Origin of the sequence: Akkermansia sp. GGCC_0220, from assembly GCF_017566105.1 — a bacterium.
In the GTDB taxonomy this organism is placed as follows: Bacteria; Verrucomicrobiota; Verrucomicrobiia; order Verrucomicrobiales; family Akkermansiaceae; genus Akkermansia; species Akkermansia massiliensis.
Genome location: NZ_JABFCI010000002.1, coordinates 1 through 19,509 on the forward strand (window position 1 = coordinate 1; position 19,509 = coordinate 19,509).

Sequence of the window (19,509 nt, forward strand, 5' to 3'; positions counted from 1 at the left end):
TCATGGTAATGAAATGATGTTTGTTCAATGGTTGCGACTACCATGAATCAAAAACTACCAGTGTAAACACGCCGGGAACGTTACCTCTAAATATTAAAGTTTATGGGGGAAAATTTGACTCCTTTTCAATCACTTTCGATCGAAATTTGGATATCTGAAAAGAGGTATAAATGAGGAAACATGGCGAATGAAAGAGGGATATAAAAATTTGTTGAAAGAGAGAACCCGGGGATTCCATGGCAAATAAAACATTGACCCACCGGGAGGGAAACTCTATCCTGAAAGCCTCATTCAACCGGAGGAAGATTACAGCCGTGGAGGACGATATTATTTGTACAGAAAAAATCATTGCGGAACGCAAGACGTTCTTTCTTGATCTCAAACAGAATGCGCGCGGCAAAGTGGTGCGTATTACGGAAAAGGTGAGTTCCAACCGGGACCGGATCATGGTTCCCGCGGAAATTCTGGATGATTTCATCGCCGCTCTCCAGGATATCCGGGAAACACTGAAGCAGCAGGGGGAATAAATCCCCCTGTTTTTTCTTCTTTTTAACGATAGCGGGGCTGTGGCTGTCCCGCATTTTCAGGTATCCGGATAGGTGAATATCCGGTCGGCAAAAAGTCGTTTTGTCTGAATTAGGCGTTGTCAAAAATAAAAAAGGGAGTATTTTTGCTTCCCGGTTTTGCCGTCCCCTATCTCTGTATTCCGGCGCATGCTGCGCTCCGGAGGCAAAGGGGCGGAATGTTTATGCAACCATTAGTATTTCAGATATATGACGACACAACAGGAATTGACTCCGGAGCTGATACGGGCCGCGCTGACCACGGTTAAATTCCCGGGTTTCAGCCGCGACATCGTATCCTTCGGGCTGGTGAAGAAGATCGACATTGACGCTGAAAACAACGTTACGATTGATTTGGTGATCGAGAGCAAGAATGCGGATATTCCCCGTTACATTTTTGAAGGCGTCCACGGCGTGATGAAGCATTTGCCCGGCGTGAAGCATTGCGACGTCAACATTGAGCACAAGGCCCCGGAAGCCAAGAAGGGAATCAACGATGACCCCTCCACCTGGAAATCTTCCGTTCCCGGCGCCAAGCATGTGATTGCCGTGGCCTCCGGCAAGGGCGGGGTGGGCAAATCCACCGTTTCCGCCAACCTGGCAGTGGCTTTGAGCAAGCTGGGCTATTCCGTGGGTCTGGTGGACCTGGACATTTACGGCCCCTCCATGTCCCTGATGTTCGGCACCAAGGAACGTCCCGGCGCCAATGAGAATGACGAATTTCTTCCGGTAACGGCCCATGGCGTGAAGCTTCTTTCCATGGGGCTGCTGATTAACGAATCCGATCCTGTGGCGGTGCGCGGCCCCCTGGCGACGCGCTACGTCCAGCAGTTCCTGCGCAACGTGGCGTGGGGGGACGTGGATTTCCTGATTCTGGACCTGCCGCCCGGCACCGGAGACATTCAGCTCACGATTGTCCAGACGGCTGAACTGGATGGCGTAGTGGTGGTCACCACCCCGCAGGAGGTCGCGTTGATTGACGCCCGCAAGGCAATCGGCCTCTTTGAACGGGTGGAAACCCCCATTCTGGGCGTGATTGAAAACATGAGCTATTTCCAATGCCCTTCCGACGGCAAGATTTACCACATCTTTGGCGAAGGCGGCGGCGAGCGGGAAGCTGCCAAGCTGGGCGTGCCCCTCCTCGGCAAGATTCCGCTGGACATCGCCACCCGCTCCGGCGGGGACGAAGGCCGTCCTGTAGCTCTGGAAGACCCTGAGCAGAATCCGGTTTCCGCCGCGTTCCGTCAGGTGGCTGAACAATGCGCCCGTGTGGTGCTTGACCGCTGAATGTCCGGACGGGGCAGAAGGCCCCGGTCCGGTTGATACCCTTAACCTTGAAGCCGGGTTGGAGCCTGCCGCTCCGGTCCGGCTTGTTTGCCGGCATGTTCCGGCTCCCTGAAGGAGGAATGCATGGAAGGAAAGAAAGAAATGAATAAGACGTGGAATTTGAAGGAGATGAAAAAACTGATACCGCTGGCCCTCCCGGTGCTGGTGGTCAACCTCTCCATTGTGGGCATGGGAGCGGTGGACGCCATTGTGGCCGGGCGCGCCGGAGTGACGGACATGGCCGCCGTGGCGCTGGGGTCTTCCGTGTATCTGCCTGTAGCGCTGTTCGCCTGCGGCGTGCTGATGATCATCGGCCCCGTGATTGCCAACATGCGGGGGAAAAGCCATGAAAGCCGCGTGGGTTACATGACCAACCACGGCCTGTGGCTGGCACTGATGCTCAGCCTGGTTTCCATGCCGGTCATTTATGTGTTGAGAAACGTATTCGGCTGGATTTCCGATGACGTCGCCATGTGCCAGATGGCTTCCGCCTACATGTTCGCCATCATGTGGGGACTGCCCGCCAACCTGGGATTCGTGGCCCTCAAGAGCCTGAACGAGGGGTCCAACATGACCCGGCCCGCCATGTACGTGGGGCTGTGCGGCCTGCTGCTCAATATCCCGCTGAATTACATCTTCGTCTTCGGCCTGTACGGTTTTCCCCGCATGGGCGGAGCGGGGTGCGGCGCAGCCACGGCGGTCATTTTCTACATTGAATTCCTGCTGATGTTCCTGCTGGTCTACCTCAATCCCAAGCACAGGCCGTACCGCAGGCACATCGTTTCCTGGCGGCGTCCCACGCCTTCCGTCATCACTCACCTCATGCGGCTCGGCGTGCCGATCGGCGTTTCCCAGTTGTGCGAGGTGATGCTTTTCTGCGCAGCCGCGCTGGTGCTGGCCCCGCTGGGAGAAACGCAGGTGGCCAGCCACCAGATTGCCGGGAACGTGGGCGGCCTGGTCTTCATGCTTCCGCTCTCCGTAGGTCTGGCGGCCTCCATCCGCGTGGCGTACCACCACGGCAGGAAGGACTTGGCGGGCACCAAATCCGCCGTCCTGTCTTCCTATGTGCTGGTGCTCACTATCTGCCTGTGCACTTTTGGCGGCATCACTCTGTTCCGGGAGCAGATCGTGCACTTGTACAATGACTCGGAGATGATTGTCAGCACGGCTTCCGTCCTGCTGATTCTGGCGGCGGCCTACCAGCTTCCGGACTGCCTGCAGGTGCTCTCCGTCGGGGTGCTGAGAGGCTTCCGGGACACCGCTTCCATCACCGTCATCACCTTCTTTTCCTACTGGATCGTCGGGTTCCCGGTGTGCTACATCCTGGCCCGTACCAACTGGATTGTTCCGGCCATGGGCGCGCGCGGCATCTGGATAGGGTTCATCATCGGCTTGTCCGTGGCTGCCGTGCTCCTGCTCTGGCGGGTAAGGCGGACCACCAGGCGGGAGTTCGCCCTGATGAGGCAGGAAGGAGAATAGGCAGGAAGGAGAATAGGCAGGGGAGGAAAAAACAGTGTTCAATCAGGAGGGAGGATTTCCCATCCTGATTCTGTTTTTCAGCAGGTCCGCAACCTTTCCGGGTTGCGGTACGTCCTCAATAATGAATTGCCTGCGCCTGCCGTATCCCAGAATGAGATGGCCCGTGCCGTTTTTGTGCAATTTCTGGTGCACGTATTTCAATTTGCGGATAGGATAGGTCCGGACTGTCTCCGTGATGAACAGCGTGTTGGGCTTGATGATGGTGATCAGGCGCCGGTTCGTCACGGCATAAAGGCTGTTCCGTCTGCGCGGGCGTTCCAGCCACGGGGCCGCCAGAAAGTCAATTAAGAAAATCAGGAGAATATAGGAAACGGGAAGTGAGGCCAGGAGCAGAAGCAGGAACGCCAGGCCTGAGTGTGACCATACCCATCTTGTTCCCGTCATGAACACGGCCAGCAGCATGCAGCCTTGCAGCAGCCGTTTTACGACGGTCCAGGTCCAGAGGCGTTCTTCCGGATGTGCCGTCCACAGGATTTCCTCTCCCGCCTGAAGCTTTGCGAACAGAATTTCTTCCGGGGAACGGATGGGGCGGGGATGGCGGCTCACGGCAGGATGGTATAGGAAAGAAGATAAACCGTCAAACGGACTGTTAATTAAGGCATTGATTCATGGGTGGAAGGAATTGCCGGAGGATGGAAGAGAAAAAATGATTCCCATTTTTTGAGGGCCGAAGGCCTGGAAACGTGAAGGCCGTAGAAGGTTGCCAGGCGTTGGACGGGATGAAGAATATTCCCCAAGGTATTCGGCAAAGACATTTTCCGCAGGGTGGAACATTTTCAATAGCAATATTCTGCCGCATGTCTGGTCTTTTTCTGCCGTTTTCCCTTGTGGAGAAAAACAGTTCTTTTATACTAAGCAGAACCGTACCATTTGATGCTTTTATATGTCTTTAACTATTAAATCAGAACAGGAATGCCGCTGGGACATTGCCTCCCTGGGTGAAGTGATGCTGAGGCTGGACCCCAGAGAAGGGCGCATCCATACCACCCGTTCCTTCCGCGTGTGCGAGGGCGGCGGGGAATACAACGTGGCCCGCGGGCTAAGGCGCTGCTTCAGGATGCGCGGCGTTATCGTTACCGCCATTTGCGACAACCCGGTGGGGCGCTTGCTGGAAGACTGCATGCTCCAGGGCGGCCTGGACATGGATTACGTGGCCTGGAAGCCGTTTGACGGCATTGGCCGCGATTGCCGCGTGGGCCTGAACTTTACGGAGCGCGGCTATGGAGTGCGCGCCGCCGTGGGCTGTTCCGACCGCGGCCTGAGCGCCGCCTGCCAGATGAAGCCCGGCGAGGTGGACTGGGACGCCCTGTTCGGCAGGGACGGCGTGCGCTGGTTCCATACAGGCGGCATTTACGCGGGCCTTTCGGAAACGACCAGCGCCGTGGTGCTGGAAGCCGTGCAGGCCGCCCGCAGGCACGGGAGCATCGTTTCCTATGACTTGAATTACCGCCCCTCCCTCTGGAAGAGCATCGGGGGGCAGGCCCGTGCGCAAGAGGTGAACCGGGCCATCGCCCCCTTTGTGGACGTGATGATCGGCAATGAAGAGGATTTCCAGGCGTCCCTGGGACTTTCCATTGAAGGGAGCACGGAGGATTTTTCCCGCATTGACCATGAGTCCTACCGCCGGATGATCCGCCGTGCCGTCAAGGAGTTCGGCTTCAAGGCCGCGGCTACTACGCTGCGCGTGGCCCGAACGGCCACGCTGAACGACTGGGCGGCCATGCTGTATTACGAAGGTGAATTTTATGATTCCATTTCCTTCCCGAACCTGGAAATCCTGGACCGCGTGGGCGGCGGGGATTCCTTTGCCTCCGGCCTGATTTACGGTCTGCTGTCCGGCAAGGGACCCCAGTACGCCGTGAACTGCGGCTGCGCCCATGGCGCGCTGGCTATGACCACTCCGGGGGATACCTCCACGGCCACGCTGGCGGAAGTGGAAAAAGTGATGAAAGGCGGAACCGCCCGCGTGGACCGTTAACCCTTTAATTCTTCCTGACATGATTGAAAGCTGGAGATGGTACGGTCCAAGTGATCCTGTGACGTTGAGAGGCATCCGCCAGGCCGGAGCCGCGGGCATTGTGACGGCCCTGCATGAAGTGAAGTGCGGGGAACTCTGGACGCGGGAGGCCGTGGCCGAACGCGCGCGGATGGTTGAAGAAGCAGGGATGAAATGGGTGGTGGCGGAAAGCATTGCCGTCCATGAAGACATCAAGACGCGTTCGGGAAACTGGAAGCATTATCTGGAGGTTTACAAGCAGAGCCTCCGCAACCTGGCCGCAGGAGGCGTGAAAGTGGTGTGCTACAATTTCATGCCCGTGCTGGACTGGACGCGTTCCGACCTGGCTTTTCCGCTGGAGGACGGCAGCAGCGTTTTGAAGTATGACGCCGTCCGCGTGGCCGCGTTTGACCTGTTTATTCTGGAGAGGGCGGGGGCAGCGGACAATTACGCGCCGGAAACGGTTGCGCGCGCCCGTGAACTTTTCCAGTCCATGGACGGAGACGCCCGCAAGGCGCTGGCGGATTCCATCCTGCTGGGCCTGCCCGGCACGGTGGATGACCTGACGCCGGAGCAGTTCAGGGAGATGCTCAAACGCTACGAGGGCATTGACGATGCGCAATTGCGCCGGAACCTGTATGACTTTCTGAATGAAATCATGCCCGTGTGCGAGGAAACGGGCATCCGCATGGCCATTCATCCGGATGACCCGCCGCGCCCCATCTTCGGCCTTCCCCGCATCATGAGTGATGAAGAGGACATGCGCCGGCTGGTGCGGGAGGTTCCCTCCATGCATTCCGGCTTCACGCTCTGCACCGGCTCCCTGGGCGGCCTTTATTCCAATGTGCCGCACCTGCTGATGGAGGAGTTTGCGGACAGGGTGTATTTCGCCCATTTCCGCAATACAGTGTTTGACGCGGACCATGAAAGCTTCCGGGAATCCGGTTCCCACCTTTGCGGCCATACGGACATGGCCTATGCCATGCAGTGCCTGCTGGACGAGGAAGCCCGCCGCAAGGCCGCGGGATGGCCGGACTGGCGCATTCCGGTGCGCCCGGACCACGGGAAGCTGATGGACATTGACCTGGAGAAGCACTGCTATGCAGGGTATTCCTACGGCGGCCGCGTGATCGGCCTGGCGGAACTGCGCGGCTTGGCGCTGGGGCTCCAGTCCTTCCGTCCGCTGGCGGGAAAAACCGCTGTCGTGACCGGGGCCGCGGGCGTGCTCTGTTCCGTGATGGCCCGTGACCTGCTGAAGGCCGGGGCCAGTGTGGCCCTCCTGGGCCGTACCCGCTCCAAGCTGGAAGACCTCCAGCGGAAGCTGGCGGAGGAAGGTCTGGACCGGACGCTGGTGCTGGCTGCGGACGTGCTGGACAAGGCCGCTCTGGAACAGGCCTGTTCCCGCGTGAAGGAAGAATGGGGAAGGCTGGACATCCTGGTGAACGGCGCGGGCGGCAATGACCCGCGCGGAACCAGCCCGGCGGAGCAATGCATGCCGGACACTCCGGCGGATCAAGGCTTCTTCGGCATGGACATGGAGGGCTTTGAGTACGTGAACCGCCTCAACATGATCGGCACCATCCTGCCTTCCCAGGTGTTCGGGGAGCTGCTGGCCGCCTCCAGCGGGTGCATCGTCAACATCTCCTCCATGGCGGCCTTCCAGCCCCTGACCAAGGTGGGCGCGTACGGAGCCGCCAAGGCTGCGGTGGACAATTTTACCAAGTGGCTCGCCACGCATCTGGCCCCGCTGGGCGTCCGCGTGAACGCGATAGCCCCCGGGTTCTTCATCACGGAGCAGAACCGCTTCCTGATGATGGAAAAGGACGGGGCAACCCCCACGCCGCGCGGCCGCAAAGTGCTTGCCAAGACTCCCATGCACCGTTTCGGTGAGCCGGAGGACCTTTGCGGGGCGCTCCGCTTCCTGGCCTCTCCCTCCGCCTCCTTCGTGACGGGCGTCATCATTCCCGTGGACGGGGGCTTTCTGGCCTATTCCGGAGTATAACCGCCAACGTTTGCCGCCATGTTTATCAACGACGATTTCCTGCTGGACACTCCCCAGGCGAAGACTCTTTTTCATGAGTACGCGGAAGAACAGCCGATCATCGACTACCATTCCCACCTGGACCCGGCCGCCATTGCGGACAACCGCCAGTTCTCCAACATCGCCCAGCTCTGGCTGGACGGGGACCATTACAAATGGCGCGCCATGAGGACGAACGGCATTCCGGAACGCCTCTGTTCCGGAGACGCTCCGGACCGGGAAAAGTATGACGCCTGGGCGGCTACGGTGCCGCGCCTGCTGCGCAATCCGCTGTACCACTGGACGCATTTGGAACTGCGCCGCCCCTTCGGCATTTCCGGCATTCTGTTCAGTCCGGAAACGGCGGACGAGGTCTGGGAAAAAACCTCCTCCATGCTTCAGTCCGGAGGAATGGGCGCGCTGGATATCCTGAAAAGGATGAACGTGGAGACCGTCTGCACCACGGATGACCCCTGCGATGACCTGTCCGCCCACCGGAGGCACGCCTCTTCCGGGGATTCCGTCAAACTGCTCCCCACCTTCCGTCCGGACAAGGCGCGCGCCGTCCATCAGGGCAGAGCGTGGCGGGAGTGGGTGGCGCGCCTGGAACAGGCATCCGGCATGGAAATCCGTGATTTGGCCGCTTTCAGGGAAGCGCTCGCCTCCCGGCATGACTTTTTTGCCCGTCACGGCTGCAAGCTCTCGGACCACTCACTTGAAGCGTTTGACGAGGAAAGCCTGTCCGGAGAGGAAGCCGCCGCCCTGTTCGCCACCGCTCTCCGGGGCGGTGACATCGCCTCCGGGGATGCGGTCCGTTTCTCCAACTACCTGATGGACTACTTCGCGGAGCTGGATTCCGCGAAAAACTGGGTGCGCCAGCTTCATGTGGGCGCGCTCAGGAATCCGAACGGAGCCGCCCTGCGGGACCTGGGGCCGGATACGGGCTTTGACGCCATAGCGGATTTCACGTACATGGCCCCGCTGGGCCGTCTGCTGGACCGTTCTGCTCAACAGGGAACGTTGCCGCGCACCATCCTGTACAACCTTAATCCGCGGGACAACGCCGCCCTGGCCGTGCTCTGCGGCAGTTTCCAAGACGGCGTCACGGCCGGAAAAATGCAGTACGGGGCCGCCTGGTGGTTCCTGGACCAGATGGACGGCATGACCCGCCATCTGGAAACCCTCAGCCAGCTCGGCATGCTCTCCCGCTTCGTGGGCATGCTGACGGACAGCCGCAGCCTGCTGAGTTATACGCGGCATGAATACTTCCGCCGCATCCTGTGCCGCGTCCTGGGGCGTGACATGGCGCAGGGCCTGGTTCCGGACGACATGGAGATGGTAGGCTCCATGGCGGCGGACATCTCCTACAGGAACGCCAAACAATATTTCAACTTTTAAACCATGAAGACGCTGCTGGAAAAATTATCCGCCATCAGGCTTGTCCCCGTCGTCGTCATCCATGACGCGGACAAGGCCGTACCCCTTGCCAAAGCGCTGCTGGACAACGGCTGCGCCTGCATGGAAATCACGTTCAGAACGCCAGCCGCCGCGGAAGCCATTGCCCGCATTTCCCGGGAAGTCTCCGGAATGCTGGTGGGCGCGGGAACCCTGCTGACGCCGGAACAGGCGCAGGCCGCCTGCCGGGCCGGAGCCTCGTTCGGCGTGGCTCCCGGCTTTGACCCGCAGGTGGTGAAAGCCGCCGCGGGGATGGATTTCCTGTTTGTGCCGGGCGTCTCCACCGCCTCGGAAATGAGCCAGGCACTTTCCCTGGGCTGCCTGTTCCAGAAGTTTTTCCCGGCGGAGGCCGCGGGAGGCGTCAGGATGCTTAAATCCCTGTTGGCCGCGTTCCGCCATACGGGCGTGCGCATCATGCCCACGGGCGGCATTAACGCGGGCAACATCGGCTCCTGGCTGGAAATCCCGGAAGTGGCCGCCTGCGGCGGTTCCTGGATTTGCGAATCTCCCCTCATTGAGGCCGGAGACTGGGAGGAAATAGGCAGGCGCACGCGGGAAGCCCTGAAAGCCTTGAAGGCAGACGCCCTTTAACAACCAACTGCGCTTTACCCATGCTCCAGGAACAACCAAGGCAGGACTCCTTCCGGTGGATGATTCTCTTCATGCTCTTTGCGGCGACGACGATCAACTACCTGGACCGCCAGATTCTCTCCATCCTGAAACCCATTCTGGACCAAGAACTGGGCTGGACGGACGCCCAGTACGGCATGATCATGTCCATCTTCCAGGCTTCCTACGCGGTGGGCCTGACCATGTTCGGGTGGATTATCGACAAATACGGCGCGCGGATGGGCTTTGCCATTTCCATCATCTGGTGGAGCGTGGGCGCGCTTTCCCATGCTTTTGCCGTAGGCGTCAAATCCATGGGCCTCAGCCGCGTTATCCTGGGCCTGGGGGAAGGCGGCAACTTCCCGGCGAGCATCAAGACGGTGACCAACTGGTTCTCCTCCGGGGAACGCGTGTTCGCCACCACCCTGTTCAATTCCGGCGCGAACGTGGGGGCGCTGGTGGCTCCGGCCACCATCCCGTTCATTGCCGCCGCGTGGGGCTGGCAGTCCGCCTTCATTGCAGCCGGCGTTCTCGGCTTTATCTGGGTGATATTCTGGCTCCGGATGCCGAAGAACTCGCGCGTGAAGCTGGCGGAGGAATCCGCCGCCCTGGCGCAGGCGGAAAAGGAGGAAGCCAGGGCTTCTATTCCGTGGAGGAAATTGCTGGCTTACAGGCAGTCCTGGAGCCTCATCCTCGTGCGCTTCCTGACGGACCCCATCTGGTGGTTCTTCCTCTTCTGGCTGCCGGATTTCTTCAGCAAGCACTTTGGCTATAACATCAAGGAATCCGCCCTGCCGCTGATCGTCATTTACGCCCTGGTGACCGTACTGAGCATTTTGGGGGGCACCCTGACCAAATTCCTGGCAAACCGTGGATGGAGCCTGAACAAGGTCAGGAAAATCTCCATGCTCGTCTTTGCCTGCTGCGTGGTTCCGGTGATCTTCGTCCAGTACTTTGACATGTGGACCATCGTGGCGGTGCTGGGGCTGGCGGGAGGCGCGCACCAGGCGTGGTCCGCCAGCGTGTACACGCTGGGTTCCGACATGTTCCCGAAGTCGGACGTGGCATCCATCACCGGCCTTTCCGGCATGGCGGGGCAGATCGGCAGCGTGCTGTTCCAGACGGCAGTGGGCTTTACCCTGTCCTGGTTCGCCGCCCAGGGAAATGCCTCCCATGGGTACGACATCATCTTCATGGTCTGCGGAAGCGCCTATCTGGCGGCATTCGTCATCTTCAGCCTGATCATTCCCAACATCAACATGGTGGCTCCCCGGGAAAGGTGATCTTCCAGAGCATTTCCTTTCCACGGGTTGATACGGCGTCCCGGAAAGTAAAGATGCCCGGAGGCATGGCGGAGCGTGCACCAGACGCGTTCCGGTGATGTGATGGCGGCGTGAGGGAAATGAATCCCCCACGCCATCATTATTGAATTATGTCTATTACAGTTACCAATCCGGAAGGCCGGAACGTTGAATTCAAGTCTCAGAGGGGACCGACCTGTGGTCTTTATGCCCTCTTCTTTGTCTTGGAATATCTTTATGATATTAAAATCCCCGCCACGGCAGACGGGGACAAAACCAGGGAATCCCTGAGGAACAAATTCAAAAAGGACGGGAAAACCGTTATTGGAGAATTATATGACGCTACTCCCTCCATGGCCGATTATATCAAGGGTCTGGAGTCCACCAAAATCAAGTGTCAGTCTGTTGCCTGTGACGTCACTGCCATCATTGAAACGCTGAATGGCGGAGGCCTCTGCATGGTTCCTTTCTGCGTGGACGCCTCTGGCAAACCCGATAATTCAGGAATTCGCGCTCATTGGTGCGTTGTGCAGAAGAATGTAGCCCATGCGTCCAGGAAATTGGCGGACACCTACCATTGGGGCGCAAAATTCCTATTTGATCTGGATGTTTTACGGACCAGCAATAACGCCATTCAGGACGTGCCGGAATCCTGGTGGGGTAAAGACAAGGACAGTACTGCCCTGGAGTATTATTCCTGTGACTCGGAACAGAGCACGACGGCAGTTGATTCCCTGGGGGCAACCCATCAGCTCAAGCCCGGTTCCGTCAAGAAAATTCCGGCAACTGCCCTCAGCCAGAAATTGGCTGGAAAGATGCTGGTTTTTACCAAGTAGGTTAGCGCCGCGGCGGATGGATTTTCAGGAATCCGTAAATGGCAAAGCGGGCGGTCCCTTTCATGGAGGGGACCGCCCGCAAGTGGTTTTATCCGGTATGCCGGAGATTTTTAGCCGACGCGTTCCACCTTCACGGAGTGGGACTGCCCGTTGATGACGATGGTCAGGTCACGGGAACCGGAGGGGCCGCTCACCTGGGCGGTGATGCCGTTGTCGATGACGGTCATGGACGGCGCAGCAGCCGCGGGAGCTGCGGCAGGAGCGGTGTTCACCTGCACGGGAGCTTCTTCCTTCGGTTCCGGCTTCTTGTAGAAGTCTTCCACCTGCTGCGGGAACATGGCGTAAATCACACAGTGTTCGTCGTCTGTGGGGAGTCCCTTTTCCGCAAGCTTCTTGCGCAGGTCTTCCATGCCGGGCTTGATCAGGTCTGCCGGACGGCAGGTGATCGGTTCCTTGCCCATCTTTTCCGCGCAGAGCTTCTGCACTTCCGGGTCCACGGGGGCCGGGGTGCGGCCGTAGTAGCCGAGGGCGATGTCCGCCGCCTGGGGAGTAATGTTCTTCCAGCGGCCGAACTTCACGTTCAGCATGGACTGCACGCCCACAATCTGGGAGGTGGGGGTCACCAGCGGAATCCAGCCCAGGGCCTTGCGGACCACGGGGATTTCCGCGAACACTTCTTCAAACTTGTCTTCCATGCCCTGTTCCTTGAGCTGGGTGCGGAAGTTGGAGAGCATGCCGCCGGGCACCTGGTAGCGGAGCGTGTCGGAGTCCACCACTTCGTTGCGGTGAGAGGTGAACTTGCCCAGGCTTTCATAAACGGGCTTGAGCATTTCGGAGACCTCAATGAGCTTGTCTGCATCGTAATCCGGCTTGCGGGGATTGCCGTTCAGCAGGGCGAGCATGCGCAGGCAGTCCGGCTGGCCCGTGCCGTTGGCGAAGGGGGAGATGGAGACGTCGCACGCGTCCACCCCGGCGTCAATGGCGCTGAGGTAGGTGGAGGCGCCGAGGCCCGCGGTGTCATGCGTGTGGATCCAGACGGGGATATTCAGGTCCTTCTTCAGGGCGCTGACCAGTTCATGGGTCACATAAGGGGGGATGAGGCCGGCCATGTCCTTGATGACGATGGCGTCCGCCCCCATGTCCGCCAGCTCTCGGCCCATGTCCACGAAGCTCTGCGTGGTGTGCACGGGGGAGGTGGTGTAGCAGATGGTGCCGTGGGCCTGGGCTCCGGCCTTCTTGGCGGCGCGGATGGAGGTTTCCATGTTGCGCGGATCGTTCACGCAGTCGAAAATGCGGAAGATGTTCATGCCGTGCTTGGCGCTCATGGCGACGAAGGCTTCCACCACGTCGTCCGCGTAGTTGGTGTAGCCCACGATGTTCTGGCCGCGCAGGAGCATCATGTGCGGCGTCTTGGGGGCGGCCTTCTTCAGGGCGTCCAGGCGGTCAAAGGGCCACTCCTTCAAAAAGCGCAGTCCGGCGTCGATGGTGGCGCCGCCCCAGGTTTCCAGGGCGCTGAAGCCCATGGAGTCCAGAATGGGGGCGATGGGCAGCATGTCTTCCGTCTTCATGCGGGTAGCTGCCAGGGACTGGTGCCCGTCGCGCAAAACGGTACAATTGAATGTAACAGGATTCATTATTTAATTAACTATTGTTAAAAATTGAAGAGGTGGCTTCTTGAGGATGATTTTCTCACAGCCTCTCTTTCAGGTCAAGCGTACAACAACGGATTCACCGTAAGAACTACTGCACGGGAGCCATCAGCCGGGCCAGGTTGCAGAGCATCTTGAACCCCAGGGATTTGTTGTTGTAATCCTCCAGGGATTCCTTTTTGGAGGAAGCAAAATCCTTCTCCAGCATGGCTTTCACCTCCGCGCAGACGGCGGGGGAGTGGATGACGGCGGTGATTTCAAAATTCAGGGCCAGGGAACGGTTGTCCAGGTTGGCGGTGCCCACGGTGGCGATGTCGTCATCCATCAGGATCACCTTCTGGTGCAGGAACCCTTTCTGATAGGCCCAGACCTGGATGCCGTACGTGTCCAGGTCACGGAGGAAGGTGAAGGAGGACAGCTTCACCAGAATGTGGTCCGCCCGTTCCGGACGCAGGATGCGCACGTCCACATTACGCAGGGCCGCGGCCTGGAGGGCGGCCATGACCCCTTCGTCCGGGACGAAGTAGGGGGTGGCTATCCAGAGCCTTTCCCGGGCTCTGTTCGCCAGGGCAATGATCGCGGTTTTCCAGGCGGGGATGACGTCCGCCGGGCCGGAAGGAAGCATCAGCACGGTTTCATCCTCCCGCTGGGGCGTGATTTCCCAGCACAGGCAGGGCAGGGAGGAGGGACCGGATTTCAGCATGGCCCAGTTCCAGTCTTCCAGGAAGCTGATTTGCGTCTGCTGGACGGAAGGGCCTTCCAGCTGCACAAACGTGTCCCGCCAGTAGCCCAGGGCTCCCTTGCCCAGGTACTCCCGCCCGATGTTCATGCCGCCGATGAAGGCGGTGGCCCCGTCCACAACCACCAGTTTCCGGTGGTTGCGGAAGTTCAACCGCAGGATGTTGCTCAGGAAGTGGCGTTTTCCGTTGAAAGGCTCAATGTTCACGCCCTCCTTCCGCAGGGCGGAGATGTAGCCGGGGGGAAGCTTGTGGGAGCCGATTTCATCATACAGCATGTAGATGCGGATGCCGGCCCTGGCGCGTTCAATCAGCAGGTCTTTCAGGTTCTGCCCCACGGAATCGTTCTTAATGATGAAGAATTCGATCAGAATATAGTGCTCCGCGTTCTTGATGGCGTCGTAAATGCGCGGGAAGGCGTGGTCCGCGTCAATGAGCAGGCGGCAGGAATTGCCGCGGCAGACGGGCAGGCGCACGATGTTGGAAAGCGTGTGCATGATCTTTCCCACCGTATCGGAGGACTGGACGGCATACGGGGCCATGCAGTTCGTGATTTTATCCGTCAGTTCCCCCCAGGAGGATTCCGGATCCGTCTGGCGGCGGCGCGTTTCCACATATCCGCTGAACCTGCGCCGCCCCAGAATCAGGTAAAAGGGAACCGCTATATACGGAAAGGCCAGCAGGGAAATCAGCCACGCGATGGTTCCCTGCGGCGTGCGCGTGTGTAGCAGGGCCGGAATGAGGCAGAAGGCGCCTGCAATGTGGCAGAGGGCGGCAAATCCCAAGTATGGCTCTTCAGGGATGATCATGGAACGGAAACCGGAAAAGATGCGGAGGGGGGAAAACGGCGGGAAGCGGTGAAAAGGCTGGCTTTTGAGGCTGGAGATGGTACTAAAGTGGCGCATGCTCGTATTATCACGGGTCCAGGGATTAGAAAAGCGTAAATTAAGGGAATGAAACAGTATTTGGCACTTTTGGAGGATGTCCTGACCAACGGGGTGGGGAGGGAAGACCGTACCGGAACGGGCACCATCGGCGTGTTCGGGCGGCAGAGCAGGTATGACCTGCGCGACGGTTTTCCGTGCCTGACCACCAAGAAGCTCCATCTGCGCTCCATCATTTACGAACTGCTCTGGTTCCTGAAAGGGGAGACCAACATCAAGTTTCTGAAAGACAACGGCGTTACCATCTGGGATGAATGGGCTGACGGGAACGGGGAACTGGGCCCCGTGTACGGCGCGCAATGGCGCTGCTGGCCTGGGAACGACGGCAAGCCCATTGACCAGATTGCCAGACTGATTGACGGCCTTAAGAACAATCCATGGTCCCGGCGCCACATCGTCAGCGCATGGAACGTGGCCCTGGTGGATGACATGGCGCTCCCTCCGTGTCATTCCCTGTTCCAGTTCTGCGTGATTCCGGCCCAGCCGGGAGAGGAGAAGCACGGGCTTTCCCTCCAGCTTTACCAACGCAGCGCGGACCTGTTCCTGGGAGTTCCCTTCAACATAGCCTCCTACGCTTTGCTTTTGCTCATGGCGGCGCAGGTATGCGGGTATGAGGCGCGGGAATTCATCCACACCTTCGGAGACCTGCACCTGTACCGGAATCATCTGGACCAGGCGCGGGAACAGCTCTCCCGCACGCCGCGCCCTCTGCCGGTCATGAAGCTCAACCCGGAGGTGAAAACCATTGACGGGTTCCGGTATGAAGATTTTGAACTCGTGGGGTACGATCCCCTGCCGCACATCAAGGCGCCCATTTCCGTCTAGAATTCCACCCCTTAATCCATCATGTCACAGCCCGTTACTTACACAGGAGTAGTCGCCATGGCCCCCGGCCGCGGCATTGGCTACCGGGGAGTGTTGCCCTGGCGACTGCCGGACGACCTCAAGACCTTCAAGCGCATCACGACGGGACATCCCGTGCTGATGGGCCGGAAAACATATGAGAGCATCGGCAGGCCGCTCCCCGGCAGGCAGAACATCGTGCTGACCCGCGACCCGGCCTGGACGGCGGAAGGGGTGCAGGTGATCCATTCCGTGGAGGAACTGGAACGGCTGGAGCTGATCAACCCGGAAGTCATGGTCATCGGCGGGGCGGAAATTTTTTCACTCATGATGCCGTTCATGTCCCGCATGTGGGTCTCCAAAGTAAAGGGGGAATATCCGGCGGATACGTTCCTCCCGCCGTTTGAGGACAAGCTTGGCCATGCATCCCTGAAGGAACGGTTTGAAGGCTTTGACCTGTACTTGTACGAGTAGGGGAAGGGACGGCTTCTTTTCCGCATTCTCCCCGGATATGGGATGAAGCGCAAAAAAGACGGAGCGGCAAAGCCGCCCCGTCTTCCAAATAGGGATTTTTTCTCCCGTTATTGCGCCTTTCCGGTGAACAGGGCCTTCACCCATTCACGGTAGCGCTGGAACATGGCGTACAGCGCCGGAATGAACAGGATGCCCACCACGGTGGCAAGAATCATGCCGTAGAAGGTGGAGATGCCGATGGCCTTGCGGCTTGCCGCGCCCGCGCCGGAGGCGATCACCATGGGGAACACCCCGATGATGAAGGAAATGGCCGTCATCATCACGGCGCGGAAACGCTGCCGGGCTCCTTCCAGAGCCGCCTCCTGGATAGGCACGCCGCGTTCCCGCTCCATCTTGGAGAACTCCACCATCAGGATGGCGTTCTTCCCGGCCAGGCCCACCAGCATCACCAGCCCGAGCTGGGCGTAAATGCTCAGGGGAGTGTTGCAGATGATCAGGCCCAGCAGGGCGCCCAGCAGGGCCACGGAGACGGAGACGATGACGGAAATGGGGACCGTCCAGCTCTCATACTGCGCCACCAGGAACAGGTAGCCGAAGAGCAGGGCCATGCCCATCAGCAGCACGATCTTGCCGTCATTCTGCCGTTCCTGGTAGCTCATGTCCGTCCAGGTGATGGAATAATTTTCCGGCAGCGGCAGGGCCTCAATCTGGTTCATCAGCTCGCCGCTGCTGACGCCTGGCTTGGCCTGGGCGGTCACTTCCGCGGACATGAGCTGGTTGAAGCGGGATATCTGCCGCGGTCCGACCATGTAGGACAGAGTGGCTACGGAGCTGAGCGGCACCATCTGGCCCTGGTCGTTCTGGATGTAGGTGTTCATGATGTCGTTGATGCTGGTGCGGTCTTCCGCCGCGGACTGCATCTTCACCTTGAACGTGTAGCCGATCAGGTTGAAATCATTGATGTACATGGAGGCCAGCTTGCTCTGGAGCGTCGTGAAAATGCGGTTTACGGGCACGTGCATGCTCTGCGCCTTTTCACGGTCGATGTTCAGGAAAAGCTGGGGCGTGTTCGCCTCATACGCGCTGCGGGCGTACATGGCCCCCGGCAGCTTGTTGATCTTGTCCAGCAGTTCGTTCGTCACGCGTTCCAGGTCCTTGGGAGTTTCCTCGCCACTGGCCTGGAGCATGAAGGAGACGCCGCCCGTCAGGCCCAGGCCCATGATGGCGGGTGGGCTGAACACGGTGGCCTTGGCCGCCGGAATCTCGTCGCACAGGATGGAAGCCTTCTGCATGATGGAATCCAGGGAAAGCTCCGGAGTCTTGCGCTTGTCCCAGGAGTCAAGCTGGGCGATGCACATGCCCAGGTTTTCCCCGTTGCCGCCCATGAAGCTGAACCCGGAGGTGGAGGAAACCTGGCGCACGCCGGGAATGCTCATGAGCTTCTGCTCCGCGCTGCGCATGGCCTGTTCCGTACGGCCCAGCGTAGCGCCCGGAGCCAGCTGGATGTCGCAGAAGACGGTGCCCTTGTCTTCCGGGGGAAGGAAGGACTTGGGAACGGTTTCAAACAGCTTCCAGTTGCCGAGCAGCACGGCGGCCAGCAGAATCAGCGTGAGCCAGGCGCGGCGCACCATGATGCCGGCGCACTTGATATAGCTCTTGCGCGCCCATTCCAGCGTGGCGTTGAAGGGGCGGAAGGGGCTGAACCTGCTCTGCTTCCTTTTCTTCTTCTTCAGCAGCAGCACGCACAGGGCGGGGCTGAGCGTCAAGGAATTGATGGCGGAAAGGCAGAGGGCCACGCACATGGTCACGGAGAACTGCATGTAAATGTTCCCCACCATGCCGCCGAAAAAGGCGATGGGCACGTAAATGGCCACCGTCACCAGCGTGGTGGCGATGATGGCCCCCGTAATCTGGTGCATGCTCTTCTTGGTGGCTTCTTCCGGGGTCAGGTCTTCCGTTTCCAGAATGCGCATGGTATTCTCCACCACGATGATGCCGTCGTCCACCAGGGAGCCGATCACCAGAATCAGGCCGAACATGGTCAGCACGTTGATGGAAAAGCCCAGCGGCAGCAGGATGGCGAAGGTGCCAATCAGGGAAACGGGAATGGCGAGCGCCGGAATGAGGGTGGCGCGCCAGTCCTGAAGGAACACGTACGTGATGCCCACCACCAGAATCAGGGCGATAATCAGCGTTTCCACGATTTCCGCCATGGTGGCGGAAATATATTGCGTGGGGTCGTAACTGACGACATAGCTTACGCCGTCCGGAAAGCGTTCCTGCAATTTGACCAGCGTATCCTTCACGCCGTTCATGGCTTCCAGGGCATTGGCGTCGTCCAGGCGGTACACGGCCATGTTCACGGAATCCTCCCCGTTGTTGCGGCTGCTGCCCGTGTAGGTTTCCGCGCCCAGCTCAATGCGGGCGATGTCGTCCAGACGGGTGACGTGGCCGTCCTGTCCGGTGCGGACGATAATCTTGCTGAACTCCTCCACGGTTTGAAGCCGCCCGGTGACGTTCACCTTGTACTGGATGAAATTGTTTTCCCCTTCCGAACCGATGGACCCGGCGGCGGCCTGCACGTTCTGCGCCTTGATGGCGTTGGAAACGTCATCCGGAGTGATATTCAGGGCGGACATGCGCAGGGCGTCCAGCCAAATGCGCATGCTGTAATTCTTTTCCGGCATCAGGTTGACGGCGGAGATGCCCGGCACGCGGGCGATCTCATCCTTCACCCTGGACTTGACGAAGTTGTTCAGCTCCAGGGAACTCATGCTGGTGGACCGGAAGGCGAAGAACCCCAGGATGTCCGAGGAGCGCTTACGTATCTTGATGCCCTGGTCCGTCACTTCCTTGGGCAGCTTGTACTCCACGCGCTTCAAGGCGTTCTGGACGTTCACCATGTTGATGTCCGAGTCCGTGCCGCTCTTGAACGTCAGGGAAAGGGAATAACCGCCGGTGTTGTCAGACTTGGAGGAGAAATAAAGCAGGTTTTCCAGCCCGTTCAATTCCTCCTCAATGGGGGAGGCCAGCGTCTCCATCACCACCTGGGCGCTCGCGCCCGTGTAAGTGGCCTGCACGTTGATGCTGGTGGGGGCGATTTCCGGATACTCCGCAATGGGCAGCTGCTTCAGGCAGATGCCGCCCGCCAGAATCATCAGGATGGCGATGACGATGGCGAATTTGGGGCGTTTGATAAACAGGTCCGCAATCATGG

Annotated in this window: 15 protein-coding genes; 11 read left to right on the top strand and 4 right to left on the bottom strand. The window is 59.3% G+C overall.

The annotated features are described in order from the left end of the window. Nucleotides 1-236: 236 nt before the first annotated feature. From HJW02_RS01595 to HJW02_RS01605, 3 genes are all read left to right on the top strand, one after another. Nucleotides 237-527, top strand: coding sequence for an RNA-binding protein (locus HJW02_RS01595; protein ID WP_102722352.1), 291 nt, complete (start codon nt 237-239; stop codon nt 525-527). A gap of 246 nt (nt 528-773) precedes the next feature. Then, on the top strand, nt 774-1,850 hold the full coding sequence (locus tag HJW02_RS01600; protein WP_102722351.1) for a P-loop NTPase: 1,077 nt from the start codon (nt 774-776) through the stop codon (nt 1,848-1,850). Between the two features lie 141 nt (nt 1,851-1,991). Then, nucleotides 1,992-3,368, top strand: coding sequence for an MATE family efflux transporter (locus HJW02_RS01605; RefSeq protein ID WP_180971123.1), 1,377 nt, complete (start codon nt 1,992-1,994; stop codon nt 3,366-3,368). 42 nt (nt 3,369-3,410) lie between these two features. On the opposite strand, the gene HJW02_RS01610 is transcribed toward HJW02_RS01605, so the two are convergent. Continuing rightward, the gene (locus tag HJW02_RS01610; protein ID WP_102722350.1) at nt 3,411-3,974 is read right to left on the bottom strand and encodes a hypothetical protein; all 564 of its coding nucleotides are present in this window, start codon (nt 3,972-3,974) and stop codon (nt 3,411-3,413) included. 337 nt (nt 3,975-4,311) lie between these two features. Between HJW02_RS01610 and HJW02_RS01615 the strand changes: the two genes are divergently transcribed. From HJW02_RS01615 to HJW02_RS01640, 6 genes are all read left to right on the top strand, one after another. Then, nucleotides 4,312-5,406 carry a sugar kinase gene (locus HJW02_RS01615; protein ID WP_102722349.1) on the top strand — a complete coding sequence of 365 codons (1,095 nt, stop codon included), beginning with the start codon at nt 4,312-4,314 and terminating at the stop codon, nt 5,404-5,406. 19 nt (nt 5,407-5,425) lie between these two features. Further along, nucleotides 5,426-7,426, top strand: coding sequence for a mannonate dehydratase (gene uxuA, locus HJW02_RS01620; RefSeq protein WP_102722348.1), 2,001 nt, complete (start codon nt 5,426-5,428; stop codon nt 7,424-7,426). Between the two features lie 18 nt (nt 7,427-7,444). After that, on the top strand, nt 7,445-8,842 hold the full coding sequence (gene uxaC / locus HJW02_RS01625) for a glucuronate isomerase (RefSeq protein WP_102722347.1): 1,398 nt from the start codon (nt 7,445-7,447) through the stop codon (nt 8,840-8,842). Between the two features lie 3 nt (nt 8,843-8,845). After that, nucleotides 8,846-9,490 (top strand): bifunctional 4-hydroxy-2-oxoglutarate aldolase/2-dehydro-3-deoxy-phosphogluconate aldolase, encoded by a 645-nt coding sequence (eda, locus tag HJW02_RS01630; RefSeq protein WP_102722346.1) that lies wholly within the window; start codon nt 8,846-8,848, stop codon nt 9,488-9,490. Nucleotides 9,491-9,510: 20 nt separating this feature from the next. Continuing rightward, nucleotides 9,511-10,791, top strand: coding sequence for an MFS transporter (locus tag HJW02_RS01635; protein WP_102722345.1), 1,281 nt, complete (start codon nt 9,511-9,513; stop codon nt 10,789-10,791). Between the two features lie 149 nt (nt 10,792-10,940). After that, entirely contained in the window at nt 10,941-11,645 is a 705-nt protein-coding gene (locus tag HJW02_RS01640; RefSeq protein WP_102722344.1) for a hypothetical protein, read from the top strand. Nucleotides 11,646-11,755: 110 nt separating this feature from the next. Here the strand turns inward: HJW02_RS01640 and HJW02_RS01645 are convergent, their stop codons facing one another. Both HJW02_RS01645 and cls read right to left on the bottom strand, forming a co-directional pair. Then, nucleotides 11,756-13,279, bottom strand: a complete 1,524-nt coding sequence (locus tag HJW02_RS01645; RefSeq protein ID WP_102733239.1) for a pyruvate carboxylase subunit B — start codon at nt 13,277-13,279, stop codon at nt 11,756-11,758. A gap of 106 nt (nt 13,280-13,385) precedes the next feature. Next, nucleotides 13,386-14,840, bottom strand: a complete 1,455-nt coding sequence (cls, locus tag HJW02_RS01650; RefSeq protein ID WP_102736489.1) for a cardiolipin synthase — start codon at nt 14,838-14,840, stop codon at nt 13,386-13,388. Between the two features lie 144 nt (nt 14,841-14,984). On the opposite strand from cls, the gene HJW02_RS01655 reads away from it, so the two are divergent. Continuing rightward, nucleotides 14,985-15,800 (top strand): thymidylate synthase, encoded by an 816-nt coding sequence (locus HJW02_RS01655; protein WP_102733241.1) that lies wholly within the window; start codon nt 14,985-14,987, stop codon nt 15,798-15,800. A 21-nt stretch (nt 15,801-15,821) separates the two neighbouring features. Continuing rightward, complete coding sequence (locus HJW02_RS01660) at nt 15,822-16,292, top strand: dihydrofolate reductase (protein WP_102733242.1); 471 nt, start codon at nt 15,822-15,824, stop codon at nt 16,290-16,292. Nucleotides 16,293-16,399: 107 nt separating this feature from the next. On the opposite strand, the gene HJW02_RS01665 is transcribed toward HJW02_RS01660, so the two are convergent. Next, complete coding sequence (locus HJW02_RS01665) at nt 16,400-19,507, bottom strand: efflux RND transporter permease subunit (protein ID WP_102722339.1); 3,108 nt, start codon at nt 19,505-19,507, stop codon at nt 16,400-16,402. Nucleotides 19,508-19,509: the final 2 nt, after the last annotated feature.